Genomic DNA, 14,068 nt, shown 5'->3' with positions numbered 1-14,068 from the left:
TGCAAATAAAATAAAGCATAAGTGTTCTATTTCAGTCACTTATGCTTTATTTTTTGATTCTTTCAATATCCTTCTCATTTCCCCATAAAGAAAGATTTTCTCTCTGCAGTAATCCATTGCTGCAAGTCATCTTGGCTACGTCGGACAAGTCGATTGACTAAAACATCATGCCATACATAATCCTCTAATAAGTATATATGAACGGGGTCATCTGTATAAAAAGCAATATTACGCTCTTCAAGTGATGGTCCATAAATCATCTCTTTAGAATCTATCGATACAATAAACCAATGTTCTGTAGACAAGGTTTCTGTATAAGGTGTTATGCGATGGGCTTCTAGATTTTTAATGGGATTTTCAACATGTAGGGTAATACCTTGTATTGTAACTTTATCAGCTACTTCAGATAGATCTTCTTTTAATGCTTCATACATCTCATCCCACATTGAAATGACAATACGTCGTTCTGCTTTTTTTATTAATGCCTGACAATAGCTAATGATTGCTTGATTGTCTTTTAAAGTAATTACTCGATTATCCGTTTTTTCCTCGGAAGTTTCTAGTTTTTTTAATGAATCACTTATTCCTTCATAAGTAGACTGCCATTCTGATTGAGCTTTCTGTAAAAAGATTTCAACAGGTAGAGGTGAATAGCGAGTGGTGTCATTTATTTCTTCCTTCATGACAATTCCTTTTTCTACAAGGTTACCTAAAATCTCATAAATTCGCGCTCTTGGGACCCCTGAATCCTTACTTACTTGGTAGGCTGTAGCAGGCCCCTGTTTCACAAGAGATACATAAGATTTAGCTTCATATTCATTAAAACCAATTTTTTTAAGCTGTTGTACTATGTAGTCCACTTTTTTCGTCCTCCGATGTTTGCTGTTATATTTCAACGTTACAATAACTCTTTACATTTAGCAAATTGATAGTTACTATTACAATAGTGACTAAAGGGGAGGCTACTAGTATGGATTTGTATTTAGACCCATCTGTATTAATGATTTTGATTGTTTTTGGATTTGTAGCTGCATTTATTGATTCAGTTGTAGGTGGTGGTGGACTCATTGCCTTACCCGCTTTATTATTTACAGGACTGAATCCAGCAAGTGCAGTAGCTACGAATAAACTAGCATCGACAATGGGAAGTGCAACTAGTAATATTGTGTTTTATCGTTCTGGTAATCTTGATTTGAAATCGGCGTTTAAATTAGTTCCGCTCACTTTCATAGGTTCCATAATAGGGGCATGGACCGTTCATTTAATCAATCCAGAAGTACTGAAGCCATTGATGTTGATTATGCTTGGTGCGGTCGCTATTTATACGATATTCAAAAAGGATTGGGGTAGTATTTCCACTCATAAGAAATTGTCTGGTCGACACGTCATTATTTTTACCTTTTTTATTTTTGCTATTGGTTTTTATGATGGATTTCTAGGTCCTGGAACAGGTTCGTTTTTAATGTTTTCTCTTTTATTTATTGGGTATGATTTTTTAAAAGCAGCAGGTAATGCGAAGCTTCTTAATTTAGGAAGTAATGTTGGTGCATTGTTGATGTTTATGTATGTAGGGCAAGTAAACTATGCATATGGTTTTATAATGGGGATTGCTCAAATTGCTGGAGGGATTGTTGGCTCCAAATTTGCTATAAAAAAAGGAAGCGGGTATGTTCGTGCCCTTTTCATTACAGTAACTTGTTTATTGTTAGCGAAAAATCTGTATGACTATATTCAGTAAGTAATTAAAGAACGTAGAAAAGGTCAAGTATGCAAACTACATCAAGTATAAGAAGATACTAAGGAGAGATTCCTTTTAACATTTTTTAGATGCTACCTTATTTGAAGATAGCATCTAAAAAGAAAATCTAAGTGAAGAGAATGAAAATAATATAAACTCATATTTTTCTGGGGTATGTTTATTGATTATATTGAAATGTTTACTCTATATTCTTCTTATAATTAGGCCTCAACAAACTCTTAAAATCCAACTCAGCAATTAACACACTCAATAATATAAGCGTAGCCCCTAAGTATCCTTTTCCTGTCAGCGTTTCACCTGTGAAAACGAAAGCAAAGCCTGCGGAAAAGACAGGTTCTAATGAAAAAATAAGACCTGTATGGGTAGGTGTAGTGTATTGCTGGGCAATTACTTGCACGATGAATGCGACTGCGGTGCAAAATATGCTTAAAGCTAATATGATTAGCCATGAGTCGATCGTGCTAGGAAGTTTTGGTGTTTCTATAATGAATGAGAAAATAAGACTAAATAGGCCGACGAAACCGAGTTGTATGACTCCAAGTGCAATGGAATTCACATGTTTCGTTACGCTTCCAGTAATGATGACGTGGATCGCATAAAACAGGGCAGACAGTATGCAAAATATATCGCCGTTACCGATTTTGAATTCGCTAGTTAATGTTAATAAGCCGATTCCTATTATCGTTAAAATGATTCCTACTATAACTTTCTTTTCTGGAATGTGTTTTAAAAATATAGCTGATAATATCGGAATGAAAATGACTGTGAGACATAGTAAGAAACCAGCATTAGAAACACTTGTATACTTTGTACCGAAAGTCGCGAAAATGTAAACGATAAATAAGACAGAAGCGAGTATAAATGCATATTTTACAGTTTTAAAATCGATCTTAAATAAATGTTTGTAAAATATTAAACCTGATAAAAGAAAAGCGATAATAAATCGTAATGCGATTAAATTATATTCTTCTATGCCATCAAGTCCAAGCTTTGTAAGTAGGATGGATGCACCCCAAAAAAATGTAACTAGTAGTAACATTAAATCCGCTTTTAATTGTAGTTTCATTTCTATTCCCTCGTTATGTATAAATTTTATAAGCCCATACCCCTATCCCCATTTTTATTTTAATATTAATTCTGAATATTTGTAACTTAAATTTATCGACGTTTTATTTCATGGATTTAATGTTATCCGCCGCGAAAACATTAGCGGAGTTAAATCCAAACATGACGTTCATTTACGTATCTGGTAGCGGAACAGATAGTACAGAATCAGGACGTACGATGTGCGTGAAGTTTCAGCGTATTTTTTGCGGAAGCAACTTCTGGATAAGGACAACAAAAAAACCACTCCGCGCCGTAGGAAGCAAAAGGGTGGGTTTCGTAAAAAGAAATAGCTTATAATAACTACCACCCATACGGTAGCAGTTAAGGAAGAGATGTTAGCGCATCTCTTCTTTTTATTATATGCCATTTTATTTGATGTCACACTTATATAGTATTCTACGGAAAATATATTATATTCCTATTTTGTGGTCAATTTGATACCGCTTTAACGGGCAGTAAGACCCCCACCTCAAAATTCAGTGGAAGCAAAGAAGTTAGGTGGGGGTCGGGCTGTCCGTAAAAGTCCGATTGGTGAGGGCTGATTAAAGTTTCACTTTATTGCATGATTGAAAAGGTGTAGTCTTATTCCTTTTCAAACTGAAAAATATCCCGATTAATAAGTTGATGGAGATACCTATCCATTTCAGCAGCAGAAACTTTTCTTTCACTTTTAAACCACCATGCGCTTAATGAGGTGATTGCCCCTGAATAAAATTCAATGATTAAATCACTGGGCATCGTATGATTTTTGCAAAGTTGATTTAACGCTTCTATTTCTTGTTTTCTCGTTTCATGACTTAAATGCTGTGTCCGGTTAATAAATTGTTCATCAGACATTTGTGTTTCTAATATTTTACCGATTTCTTCATGATGTAGAAATTGTTCCATTACTTGAAATGGTTTACTTAATCGATCTGAAACCGGTATTTCAGCAATCATCTTGCCGTATCGTTTAAATCCAAATGTTAATAAAGCATCTTTATCTTCAAAATGTTTATAAAAGGTTGTTCGGTGTACCATTGCGCGGTCACATATTTGGTTAATTGTGATCGTACTATATTTCTGTTTTGATTGCGTCATTAATTCAAATAAGGAATCCCACAGTAATTTATGTGTACGTCTAATACGTAAATCAAGTTGTTTTTCATTATCATTCATCTACAATTCTCCTTTTTTGTAGATTAAATATACAGTGGCTGAAAATTGATTCTCCCTTTTTAATCTACATATGTATATTATATTACATGTGTTCTGGTGTATTTAAAGCTTTTTAAGTAAGCAACAGGAGGAGAATCTGTAAATGAATATGACAACTAAGAGCCCTGCAAGTGGCAAAGTTGATACTTCTAATTTGAAACATACCCCCATTTTAATTGCATTACTTTTAGGTGCAATGGTTGCATTATTAAATGAAACATTACTTGGAAATGCGTTAACGGTATTAATGAAAGAATTTGACGTAACGGCTTCAACGATTCAATGGCTTTCTACAGCATACATGTTAGTAGTTGGGGTTTTAGTTCCAATTACAGCATTACTTCAGCAATGGCTCACAACGAGACAAATGTTTTTGATCGCTATGGTAACGTTTTTAGTCGGTACATTAATTGCGGGATTCGCACCGACATTTTCCGTTTTATTAATTGGCCGTATCGTCCAAGCTGTAGCGACGGGGTTAATTACACCGTTATTAATGAATACGATTTTAATCATTTGTCCACCTGAAAAACGTGGTGCGACAATGGGATTAATCGCACTCGTGATGATGGCAGCTCCGGCAATTGGCCCTACATTATCTGGAGTAATTGTGGATTCATTAAATTGGCGCTGGTTATTCTATATTGTTATTCCTATCGTGATCATTTCCATTATGATTGGGATGAAGTACATTCAAAATGTTTCAGAGTTAACAAGGCCAAAAGTAGATTACCCATCTATCCTTTTATCGACATTAGGATTTGGCGGGCTTGTGTATAGCTTTAGTGCATCGGGTGATTTAGGATGGTCCGATGCAAAAGTGTATGGCACTTTAATTGTTGGGCTTATCTCATTATGTATTTTTGCCGTTCGACAATTGAAAATTGAGAATCCAATTTTAGAATTACGAGCATTTAAAGTTCCGATGTTTACATTATCAGTTGGATTAATTGTCATTGTGATGATGTCGTTATTTTCAACGATGACTTTATTACCGATGTTCTTGCAAACCGTTTTACTCGTTACAGCTTTTAAATCAGGAATTATCATGCTTCCGGGAAGTGTTATTAGCGCCATAATGGGACCAATCGCAGGTAAACTATTTGATAAATTTAGTCCGAAAGTTATTATCGTTCCCGGCATTTTCTTAGTAGGAATTGCAATGTTCTTATTTAAAGGCATTACTCCTGATACATCAATGGTACAAATTATTAATATGCATAGCGTATTAATGGTTGGACTCATGTTTGTCATGACAGCACAAACATACGGTTTAAATCAATTAACACCAGATTTATATCCGCACGGAACAGCACTATTTAGTACGTTGCAACAAGTAGCTGGTGCAATTGGTACAGCTATCTTTATTTCGAAAATGTCTTCAGGAACAACTAAGTATATGGAAAGCTCCGCAAATCCACTGGATCCAGTAGAGAAGTTAAACGGTTTAACGTCAGGGTTCCAAGGTGCATTTGCACTTGGGTTAATCTTTATTATTGTTGCATTTATCGTATCGTTATTCTTAAAAGAAGAGAAAGAAGGAGTAAAGGCAGCGAGGGTTTTACAGAACGAACATTAAGGTTTATATAAAAAAGACATCTTTCCCTAGAAAAGATGTCTTTTTTATATTTTTTTCGTAACACTTGTTTTGGGTGTCTTCATACATAAGAATTGGTATGTACAATAATTATCCTTTTTGAGAATAAGGATGCAAAGCCGTACTAATAACTAATAGTTCACCAGATGATTTAGTGACATCGTATATAGATCCTGTTATGAGAATAGGCATAGTCATGATTGTGAAGTTGTTATATTGGTATTAAATGATTTATACGTTTTTTATAGTGAAAATTAGAGCCTCTTCAATAAAAAGGAATTAAATATGGTATTCTTTAGTTAATATATTTAAACGAAGACAGGGGAAATGAAGATGGACAAGAAGCTAACGTATTGGCTAGCATCTATTATAGGGGGAGTAGTACTTGCAACTGGTATGACTTATGGAATGTTACAGTTTGCTGAAGTCCGGCTTGAGAGTGAGGACCATGTTTTTGCAGAGGTTAATAAAGAAGACACACTATCGAATGAAGCAGAAGTGAAAGGTTCAAATGCACAACTTCACATTACAGTAACTTCTACTGAAGAAGAAGTTATTTCAGCTATGCATAGCATGACTCATCAAAAAGTAAAAGCGTGTGAAGGAAAGGGAGCAACCCCTATGTCCAAAAAGAATGCAGAGAAAGTAAGAAACATTCTAAACGGAAACAATTTCAAGAATAAAGAAGAGCTATTAGCAATTACTGAAAGATGGGCAAATAGAGATTTTAGTGAAATTTTAGAAGAACATAACTATTTTATTAAACTTCAAGGTGGCAAGATAGGTGAAGCTACAGTAATGGATAAGGTAGACGAGCAAGTATTCTGTTTCAATACTTTCGGTGATGATGTAACGGCCGCATTATTTAAATCAGGAGATCTTCAGCCACGTTAAAGTGTCTTTCTCAATTATAAGAAAAGCCTCAAGTATTCATATACTTGAGGCTTTTCCAATGGAAAGATAGGAATGATCCGAATTCCTTACATTAAGAACAAAGTGGAATTACTCCTAAACCAATTAATAAAGCTGCAGCAACTGCTGGAATTGGTACAGGAATTTGAATACCTTCTACAAACAAGAAATACTGACCACTTACTATTTTAAAACAAACTAATTGCATGGCTATTCCTCCCTTCTTTTAGAATTAATACATTATATTAATTTATCTATTTATTGTTATAGTTAAATTATTTATTTTTAAAAATATAGTTAATATATGAATAGTTTTCGAAAGGACCTGCTCAATCAATACGAAAAAACATAAGATGAAACGAATCCATTAAAATACATGAGTGAACCTTAGTTTTCCCCTCTTATCTAAAGGAGGAACTATTATGGGTTATGGTGGTAGTTGTGGCGGTTGTGGCTTTTCTGGAGGCTTTGCTTTATTAGTTGTGTTATTCATTTTATTAATCATCGTTGGAGCTTCTTGCTTCTGCTAAAAACTATTGGAAAAGACACTCATATAGAGTGTCTTTTCTTTCGTGCAAAATGCTTCCTGATATTATCCAACTGTATATAGTATACGGTATACTTTTTCCTCATTAGACATATAAAAAGGTTGGAGGGATGTTATGAAACTAGTAGGGAAGCACATTTATATTCGGCTTTATAAAACTGATGATGCTAACGAGTTAGCTAACTTACATATTAGAAATCGCGAATTTTTTCAGCGAGTTTGTCCATTGCTCCCAGAAGTTTTTTATACAGAAGAACATCAAAAAATACGTCTTGAACAAGCTCTAAAAAGGACAACTGAAGGGCAAGTATACCCTTTCGGAATCTTTTTAAGAGAAAATGATAAACTGATTGGAGACATTTCATTAACTCAAATTGTTAGGGGAGACCTCCAAAGTTGTTATACGGGTTTTACTTTGGATAAGGAGCATAATACAAAGGGCTATACAACAGAGGCTCTTCAACTTGTTGTAGATTTTGCTTTTAGGGAATTAAAGCTACATAGAATTGAAGCAGGAGCGATGCTTGATAATATAGCATCTATTTGCGTATTAGAAAAAGTCCTACATAAGAGGACTTTTTTGTATATATATAGATTAAAATAATAATAGAAATTTTTTATTTTTTTCCACAACTATTAATTAAATCATATTGTTTAGAAATCATTTCATTCCGAATTTGATCGAGATGTTTATGTAATGTTTCTTTTATTGCACTACCTGTTTTGCTTTCAAAACTTTTGTTTAATTCAATTCCTTGTTCAGATAAACTTTTGCATACATCATGAAATGCTTCTTTGTTTTTTTGAATGGCATGTTTTTGGCTTGCTACTATGCTATTTGTTTTGAATGCTACATCAGTTTTTAAAAGTGATTGTTGCAATTCTTTTTCTAATTGCTTTTTAACAGCTTGCAATTCATCTATAATAGTTCCAACTGCACCAACTGTAGCTTTCTCTATTTCTTTCTCTATTTTTTGAATTTCCCCTATAAAATCCGTCATATTATCTCGCCACCAGTCCTTCAAAATTTGTTCCTAATTGATTATCTTTATCTCGTAATGAATTAGCTGCATAAGCAATGTCATCTCCAAAATGAATCAATTCTTTTTGTTTTTTCCGTAAAAGATGAATTAGTTCTTCTGCTAGTTGTACATCATGAAAATAGTCTCTTCCGTTTTGGGATATTTTTGCAACCTCTCTAATTGCTTCATCTACATCATGTTCTTCTAACAGATGATATTTTCCTCCAGGGCCTGTCTCATGCTTCAATTGACTCTTTAATTTCGCAACTTCCTCTTCTTCTTGTTGTTGAAATCTTTCTATATTTCTAATAATATCAGATAATATATCGCTTATTTTTTGTATCTCTTTTGCATGCCGGATAATATCATCTGGTTCTAATTCTAGTCGAACACTACCATTATTGTGGAACATTTCTAGAAATGTTGACATTGGATGTTGTCCCATAAATACAGCCGCGAGAATACTATCTGTTCCATTACTTTTCGTTGTAAATTGTTTACCAATCATAGGTGCTCCAAATTGATTGAAATTTCCTACAGCATCTTCTTTATGAGTATAATCTACTACTTTATTTTCCATTACGCCTTCATCTACTCGTTTTTTTGCTTTATCACTTAGTAATCTATAAATATTTGGTGCAGCATATGTTGTTGCATAACAATTCATTTCTGCTGCTACATATTGGGCCTCCGCAGCTCCTTTACTATGTCCGGTAGTGTGAATAGATGTAGGGTTATATTTTTTCTTGATTTTTTCTGTAAATTCTAATGCACTATCAAATGATGTCGGAGCCTTTTCTCCTGCTACACCAAGGTTCTTTTTTTGTCCAAGTGTAATTTGAACTATATCTGTGGTTTTATCTCCATCGAATCTATCAAATTCAGTACCACGGAATGCAATGATTACATCGTCATACTGTTTTTTACCAGGTTTATACTTATTTGCAGGTACTACAGCGATTGCTTGCAATCCGTTTTTTACTTTTGTTTTATCTGCATCAAATGTCTTTATAACTACCCATTTTTTATTATTTGAACCTTTTATTTCTTTTTCAATTTCTAAAACTCCGGGTTCATAAACTTGATCTGATAGTTCGAAATAATCTTCATCTGTGGCAATTGGATTTTTTTTCAATTCACTCATATGTTTCAACTCATTTCATGGTATATTTTAACTATATTCAAATACAAGGGGATTTTAAATGAAAAAGAAATTGGTAATTATTTTATCCATTATTTGTATTATAGCAGGAGGGTATTTTACAATGGAATACTTAAAACAAAAAGAAAAAGAAGAACAATTTTGGAAACGACAAGAAGCACGAGTGGAAAAGTATATTCGTTATAATATTAAAGATGTACAATCTATTACATTTACAGAAAATAAGGTAAGTCCAATGGGAGTTCCTCATATAAAAGGTTATATAAATAATAATAAAGAATTAGATTTTATAGCTAGTATAAGTACAACTGAAAACTTTGAAGACAAATTTACGCGTTCTGGGAAATTAGGAAAACTTATAAAAGATCCTGAAAAATCAGTATCTGAAATTGAAAAAGAGGAGAAAGAAAAGAAACAAGAGTAGTTTTTGCACTATTCTTGTCTTCTCTATCCCATTTTAAGAAGAATACATTGGTAGGCTTTTTATAAGGAGATTTCCAATGAAGAAAGCAATGATTTTGGTTATATCTGCTGTGATACTCATAGCAGGAGGATATTTTACTATGGAATACTTAAAACAAAAAGAAAAAGAAGAAAAGTTTTGGAAAGTACAAGAGGCACGAGTAGAAAAGTATATTCATTATAATATCGAAGGTGTAAAATCGATTACGTTTACAAAAAAAGATGTAAGTCCAATGGGAGTTCCTTCTGTAGAAGGATATATAAATAATGATAAGGAATTATGGTTTGATGCAAGTATAAGTACTACAGATAAATTTGAGGATAAGTTTGGTTGTTCTGGGGAATTAGATAAAATGATTAAAAAACCAGCAAAATCGGTATCTGAAATTGAAAAAGAAGAGAAAGAAAAGAAACAAGAGTAGTCTTTTTAACTACTCTTGTTTTTTATTCTAGGGGTACCGCCCATCACCGTTAAGCTCACAGAGCAGGTTGCTCCTAAAATGAACTTCATTGCTATAAAAGACTCTAATTTTTCGTTTTGGGGCAAATATTATATAAAATAATAGCTATCTCTAAATCACTAGCTTCAAAAAAGCCTTCACGCAATGATGATTGCATGAAGGCTTTTGATGTTTTCTTATTTTTTTGTCTCGTTAACCCATGTAATAATGTCCTGGATGACGTACTCGGGAATATTAGCAGGGATTTCATATTCACTAGGGAGGCTTAATTCCCCGTCACCCTCCGTGAAGAAATGATTCAGTTTCGGGTATTTTTTGAACTGAACATTCCTGCGGTTTGCAAGCCCTTCTTGCCATTTTGTATATTCATTTTTTACTGTTACTTGATAATCACGTGCTCCTTGCAGAATGAGTAAAGGCTCTTTTCGTGATTTTGCCTCTTCAACTGGACGCCACCTAGAAACATCATACATAAAATGAGGTGACCCAAAATTGTAGCCAGCTGGAGGATGGTCAGGATTGAAAGTAGGGTCCTGAATAAAAGCAGCCTGTCTTTTTAGTTCATCGATTTCTTCCTTTGATGCCCCAAGGTATTCATACTGATCAATGGCAATGTCAGTCAAAGGGCGTGCAGGTGGTGCGAGTAAGATACTTCCTCGAACAAGTGAGGAAGGCGCTTTGCTCAGTATACGCGGCATTGTGCCAGCTCCTTGGCTATGTCCGAGAATGAAAATATTATTTGGATCAATGCCTTCCTGCTGCGCTGCTGACTTTGCTGCATATATGGCATCATCTGTAGTATCACGGTCTAATGTAACAGGTTCTGCACTCATCTTTAATGCATGTTCTAAGGTGCGTTTTTCATAGCGCAACACTGCAATTCCGTTGGATGAAAGGCCCACCGCAAGGTCTCGTAAGATTTTTGTTCCCAAATAGGTAGCATCGCGATCATGGATGCCAGCACCATGCACAAGAACAACGACGGGTACCTTTTCACCACGCTGATGCTTCGGAACTGTTAATGTCGCTGGTAACGGATAGGTAGAATTTCCAATGACGATTTCACGTTCTTGATAGGAGTCAGGTTGATCATAGCTAGGATGTGGGATGGTATAAGATTCTTCGGGTGGCCTTTCTCCAATTTCATCTACTTTCCCGCCAGGTGTGAATTTAAGGAGTAGCGGTATGGTAGTTCCTTCGGTAGCTGCTGGAATTTCTACCGTCTGATGGACCAAGTTTCGTTCTTTTATCACGGGGGTTCCCATGCTTTTTATCCCGCTCCAGCCACTTTGTGTCCACCAGTTTTGTAATGTGGTTGCTGTAAACTTGGATTGAAAAGCAGCAGACGTCAACTGGAGTGCCTCTGCATACTTACCTTGCTGGAGATATTCAAAAAATAATGATGTACGCTCCGTTAAAGAGATTAGTTTCTTTTCAGCAGATTGTTCCTCGCGTGTATCTGCGTGAATAGTTGTTGTAAGCGGGAAAGATGAAACGCCTAAAGAAAAGAGTAGGGTAAAGGTAAGTACTGATCTTTGTATTTTCTTTTTTTTATTCATGTTTTAACCTCCAATATGTGATGGTAAAAAACAGGTATGGTAATTAGAATTCTGGTGCGAAAACTTCAAAATATTTGCAAGCAATCTCCAAAACTTGGACATACTCATATTATTATTCTAAAAAAACGTAGCTTTCTGCTCTTGTCACATGCATATTAATCCCAGAAATAATCTTTCTTCCTTCACTTTATATTTTGATTATACGAAACAAAGCTCTCGTTTTTCTTACTTGATACTTACAAATTCCTTAAGTAGGGGATATTTTAAAAATGGATTTGTGGCGGTACTCCTATGTTAAGAGATAGCTTAAGGACCGAGGATTATATTGTTTTTATAAAGAGTTGATGTTATGTTTGTTTTGTAACATATGGTGTTTTATGCATGTAGGAGGATTTATTGAAGAAATTATTAATATTGTTTTTATTAGCTACATTTTGTCTACAGATTACAGGATGTTCTAATAATATGGGTACACTAAGGGAGAAGTCTAAAACTTCAACAACTGTGAAGTCTAAACGCATCAATAAAGGGTGGTACAAACATATGTAATAGTTTGTATCACCCTTTATTGATGTTAGAAGTCATAAAGAAAAGGTTGATAGTTAGATATTTTTCATAAAGAAAAGACACCCATATAAGAGTGTCCTTTCTAATAGTTTTTTAGCAGAAGCAACTGCATCCGATAATGATTAATAGTATAAAGAGTACAACAAGCAAAGCAAATCCTCCAGCAAAACCACAGCCTTCTCCGCAACTACCACCATAGCCCATAATAGTTCCTCCTTTAGGTAAGAGGATTAAAACTAAGGTTCATTCATGTATTTTAACGGGTTCACTTTACTTTATGTTTTTAAGAATGAATGGAGCAGGTCCTTTTTTATTTTATCGAAAGTAAACTTTTAGCCAGCAGTTTATTTTCCTACTATTGATTTTTATACGTATTTGGTGAAAAATCAAGGAGCTGCAAAAAAATACTATACCGAAAGTTCGGTATAGTAACGTGCATATCAAAGATTCCACTTTGGTATATCTCCAAAAGAGTCATAAAAATCTATTTTTTTTTTATTCAGTTGCAAACTACAAAACTTCTTTTTAAAGAAATGTATGTACATACAAATTATATTTTATTCAATAACTCTCTAACTTTTGTTCATGGTAGTCTGATATTGAAAAAATATAATATTTGGTACGACATCACTTTGTTTTTTTATAAAGTTTTGTAATTAAACTATAATATTGTATTTTTTTTGTATTATTGAAATTAGTAATAATAAAATGTATTATTGAAAAGCACAATTTATAATTCAAGTAATCAGGACTATGCGCCCATTATAATTTGAACATTCAGAAATTATAATATTGTCTAAAAATGAGGTGAGATTCATAGAAACAGTACATATTAAATGGTATGGAATGTATAGTATAAATGATTTTTATAATAGGGAAGAAGCTTCTAAGAAGGGGATATTTGCAATCTCTAGAGTATGTGCTAAGAGTGTAACATTGCTATATATAGGACAAACCAAAAGAAGCTTTATACAAAAGATAAGGGAACTTAATAAGGAGTGGCCTTTCGATGAGAGCGAATTAAAGATTACATTAGGAATAATAGAATTTCCTAGTGGTGAAATTTACTCTGAAAAGAAGGTAAAAGAGATAAAATCCCTTTTGATTTTACGACATACCCCATTAGAAAACGAAACATCTTTATTATACTATAGAGGGAAATTTAATTTAAAAATTATAAATAAGGGAAGAAGAGGTTTAATTGTTAAAAAGCTTTCTACAGGAGATCTAATATGGACATAATTGGAATCACCTTTGAATAAAATTGAAAGTTTCTTAAGTGCAGAAGCTTATCTATTTTTAATGTATTAAACTATTTTGAATAACATATGTCAGATACTTGAAAAAACACAAATTTTATTATGATATGAAATCCTGTATGGAAAGTGTAGTTTATTTCTATTGTTTAATAAAAATATTAAGAATTTTAGGGATAATACATAAAGAGTAGAGGAGAAAGTAAACACGGAGGTTTGAAGAATGGGACAAGTAAGCAGATTTCAAGAAAAACAACAGAATCGTCGTCAAAAGGCAATTTTTAATATTGCATTTACTTTGGTATTAGTGACAGTTGGTATAGTGACATACCAATTGTTTACCCCTTCTAATACATCAACGAAAGCAATTGCTCAAGAAAAGAAAGTAACAAAGATAGAAGAGAAGAAAACTGAAGATAAAGAAACAGCAAAGATAGAAGAGAAGAAAACTGAAGATAAA

The 14,068-nt window shown here is 33.7% G+C and carries 17 protein-coding genes and 1 pseudogene; 10 read left to right on the top strand and 8 right to left on the bottom strand.

Translation table 11 applies throughout. The annotated features are described in order from the left end of the window. Window positions 1-74: 74 nt before the first annotated feature. Complete coding sequence (locus tag QO049_RS27670) at window positions 75-860, bottom strand: TrmB family transcriptional regulator (protein WP_097797219.1); 786 nt, start codon at window positions 858-860, stop codon at window positions 75-77. 110 nt (window positions 861-970) lie between these two features. Between QO049_RS27670 and QO049_RS27665 the strand changes: the two genes are divergently transcribed. Continuing rightward, window positions 971-1,738, top strand: a complete 768-nt coding sequence (locus QO049_RS27665) for a TSUP family transporter (RefSeq protein ID WP_246962194.1) — start codon at window positions 971-973, stop codon at window positions 1,736-1,738. Window positions 1,739-1,937: 199 nt separating this feature from the next. Here QO049_RS27665 and QO049_RS27660 read toward each other — a convergent pair whose 3' ends face one another. Next, window positions 1,938-2,825, bottom strand: coding sequence for a DMT family transporter (locus QO049_RS27660; protein WP_000776055.1), 888 nt, complete (start codon window positions 2,823-2,825; stop codon window positions 1,938-1,940). 110 nt (window positions 2,826-2,935) lie between these two features. Here QO049_RS27660 and QO049_RS27655 point away from each other — a divergent pair, with 110 nt between their 5' ends. Then, entirely contained in the window at window positions 2,936-3,163 is a 228-nt protein-coding gene (locus tag QO049_RS27655; protein ID WP_246962196.1) for a hypothetical protein, read from the top strand. Window positions 3,164-3,448: 285 nt separating this feature from the next. Here QO049_RS27655 and QO049_RS27650 read toward each other — a convergent pair whose 3' ends face one another. Next, window positions 3,449-4,024 (bottom strand): TetR/AcrR family transcriptional regulator, encoded by a 576-nt coding sequence (locus QO049_RS27650; RefSeq protein WP_000999313.1) that lies wholly within the window; start codon window positions 4,022-4,024, stop codon window positions 3,449-3,451. 142 nt (window positions 4,025-4,166) lie between these two features. Here QO049_RS27650 and QO049_RS27645 point away from each other — a divergent pair, with 142 nt between their 5' ends. Continuing rightward, the gene (locus QO049_RS27645) at window positions 4,167-5,642 is read left to right on the top strand and encodes an MDR family MFS transporter (RefSeq protein WP_284489677.1); all 1,476 of its coding nucleotides are present in this window, start codon (window positions 4,167-4,169) and stop codon (window positions 5,640-5,642) included. Window positions 5,643-5,993: 351 nt separating this feature from the next. Then, window positions 5,994-6,554 (top strand): PRK06770 family protein, encoded by a 561-nt coding sequence (locus QO049_RS27640; protein WP_246962202.1) that lies wholly within the window; start codon window positions 5,994-5,996, stop codon window positions 6,552-6,554. 91 nt (window positions 6,555-6,645) lie between these two features. On the opposite strand, the gene QO049_RS27635 is transcribed toward QO049_RS27640, so the two are convergent. Next, on the bottom strand, window positions 6,646-6,780 hold the full coding sequence (locus QO049_RS27635) for a hypothetical protein (protein WP_001177693.1): 135 nt from the start codon (window positions 6,778-6,780) through the stop codon (window positions 6,646-6,648). A 214-nt stretch (window positions 6,781-6,994) separates the two neighbouring features. Here QO049_RS27635 and QO049_RS27630 point away from each other — a divergent pair, with 214 nt between their 5' ends. After that, a complete protein-coding gene (locus tag QO049_RS27630; RefSeq protein WP_000540375.1) occupies window positions 6,995-7,102 on the top strand; it encodes a YjcZ family sporulation protein in 108 nt (35 codons plus the stop codon). Window positions 7,103-7,234: 132 nt separating this feature from the next. After that, the gene (locus QO049_RS27625) at window positions 7,235-7,723 is read left to right on the top strand and encodes a GNAT family N-acetyltransferase (RefSeq protein ID WP_284489676.1); all 489 of its coding nucleotides are present in this window, start codon (window positions 7,235-7,237) and stop codon (window positions 7,721-7,723) included. A gap of 13 nt (window positions 7,724-7,736) precedes the next feature. Here the strand turns inward: QO049_RS27625 and QO049_RS27620 are convergent, their stop codons facing one another. Continuing rightward, entirely contained in the window at window positions 7,737-8,120 is a 384-nt protein-coding gene (locus QO049_RS27620) for a hypothetical protein (protein ID WP_199630477.1), read from the bottom strand. A 1-nt stretch (window position 8,121) separates the two neighbouring features. Beyond that, on the bottom strand, window positions 8,122-9,285 hold the full coding sequence (locus tag QO049_RS27615; protein ID WP_284489675.1) for an alpha/beta hydrolase family protein: 1,164 nt from the start codon (window positions 9,283-9,285) through the stop codon (window positions 8,122-8,124). A 58-nt stretch (window positions 9,286-9,343) separates the two neighbouring features. Here QO049_RS27615 and QO049_RS27610 point away from each other — a divergent pair, with 58 nt between their 5' ends. Beyond that, on the top strand, window positions 9,344-9,727 hold the full coding sequence (locus QO049_RS27610; RefSeq protein ID WP_199630481.1) for a DUF1433 domain-containing protein: 384 nt from the start codon (window positions 9,344-9,346) through the stop codon (window positions 9,725-9,727). A gap of 76 nt (window positions 9,728-9,803) precedes the next feature. Beyond that, complete coding sequence (locus QO049_RS27605) at window positions 9,804-10,187, top strand: DUF1433 domain-containing protein (protein WP_246962208.1); 384 nt, start codon at window positions 9,804-9,806, stop codon at window positions 10,185-10,187. Window positions 10,188-10,402: 215 nt separating this feature from the next. Here the strand turns inward: QO049_RS27605 and QO049_RS27600 are convergent, their stop codons facing one another. Then, window positions 10,403-11,785: an alpha/beta hydrolase gene (locus QO049_RS27600; RefSeq protein WP_246962210.1), complete on the bottom strand. Its 1,383-nt coding sequence runs from the start codon at window positions 11,783-11,785 to the stop codon at window positions 10,403-10,405. 660 nt (window positions 11,786-12,445) lie between these two features. Then, window positions 12,446-12,556 carry a YjcZ family sporulation protein gene (locus QO049_RS27595; RefSeq protein WP_000540371.1) on the bottom strand — a complete coding sequence of 37 codons (111 nt, stop codon included), beginning with the start codon at window positions 12,554-12,556 and terminating at the stop codon, window positions 12,446-12,448. A 603-nt stretch (window positions 12,557-13,159) separates the two neighbouring features. Between QO049_RS27595 and QO049_RS27590 the strand changes: the two genes are divergently transcribed. Both QO049_RS27590 and QO049_RS27585 read left to right on the top strand, forming a co-directional pair. After that, window positions 13,160-13,594: a hypothetical protein gene (locus tag QO049_RS27590; protein ID WP_002100802.1), complete on the top strand. Its 435-nt coding sequence runs from the start codon at window positions 13,160-13,162 to the stop codon at window positions 13,592-13,594. A gap of 237 nt (window positions 13,595-13,831) precedes the next feature. Continuing rightward, window positions 13,832-14,068, top strand: a pseudogene (locus tag QO049_RS27585) (DUF1510 family protein); the annotation flags it as partial.

Origin of the sequence: Bacillus sp. RB3, assembly GCF_030164735.1 — a bacterium.
Taxonomy (GTDB): Bacteria; Bacillota; Bacilli; order Bacillales; family Bacillaceae_G; genus Bacillus_A; species Bacillus_A cereus.
Note: the sequence above shows the minus strand (reverse complement) of the source record. Positions and strands in the feature narration are given on the sequence as shown.

Excerpts from the sequence above, each read along its gene's own strand:
- QO049_RS27665 (WP_246962194.1), top strand. The coding sequence starts at position 971 with ATGGATTTGTATTTAGACCCATCTGTATTAATGATTTTGATTGTTTTT.
- QO049_RS27660 (WP_000776055.1), bottom strand. The coding sequence starts at position 2,825 with ATGAAACTACAATTAAAAGCGGATTTAATGTTACTACTAGTTACATTT.
- QO049_RS27655 (WP_246962196.1), top strand. The coding sequence starts at position 2,936 with ATGGATTTAATGTTATCCGCCGCGAAAACATTAGCGGAGTTAAATCCA.
- QO049_RS27650 (WP_000999313.1), bottom strand. The coding sequence starts at position 4,024 with ATGAATGATAATGAAAAACAACTTGATTTACGTATTAGACGTACACAT.
- QO049_RS27645 (WP_284489677.1), top strand. The coding sequence starts at position 4,167 with ATGAATATGACAACTAAGAGCCCTGCAAGTGGCAAAGTTGATACTTCT.
- QO049_RS27640 (WP_246962202.1), top strand. The coding sequence starts at position 5,994 with ATGGACAAGAAGCTAACGTATTGGCTAGCATCTATTATAGGGGGAGTA.
- QO049_RS27635 (WP_001177693.1), bottom strand. The coding sequence starts at position 6,780 with ATGCAATTAGTTTGTTTTAAAATAGTAAGTGGTCAGTATTTCTTGTTT.
- QO049_RS27630 (WP_000540375.1), top strand. The coding sequence starts at position 6,995 with ATGGGTTATGGTGGTAGTTGTGGCGGTTGTGGCTTTTCTGGAGGCTTT.
- QO049_RS27625 (WP_284489676.1), top strand. The coding sequence starts at position 7,235 with ATGAAACTAGTAGGGAAGCACATTTATATTCGGCTTTATAAAACTGAT.
- QO049_RS27620 (WP_199630477.1), bottom strand. The coding sequence starts at position 8,120 with ATGACGGATTTTATAGGGGAAATTCAAAAAATAGAGAAAGAAATAGAG.
- QO049_RS27615 (WP_284489675.1), bottom strand. The coding sequence starts at position 9,285 with ATGAGTGAATTGAAAAAAAATCCAATTGCCACAGATGAAGATTATTTC.
- QO049_RS27610 (WP_199630481.1), top strand. The coding sequence starts at position 9,344 with ATGAAAAAGAAATTGGTAATTATTTTATCCATTATTTGTATTATAGCA.
- QO049_RS27605 (WP_246962208.1), top strand. The coding sequence starts at position 9,804 with ATGAAGAAAGCAATGATTTTGGTTATATCTGCTGTGATACTCATAGCA.
- QO049_RS27600 (WP_246962210.1), bottom strand. The coding sequence starts at position 11,785 with ATGAATAAAAAAAAGAAAATACAAAGATCAGTACTTACCTTTACCCTA.
- QO049_RS27595 (WP_000540371.1), bottom strand. The coding sequence starts at position 12,556 with ATGGGCTATGGTGGTAGTTGCGGAGAAGGCTGTGGTTTTGCTGGAGGA.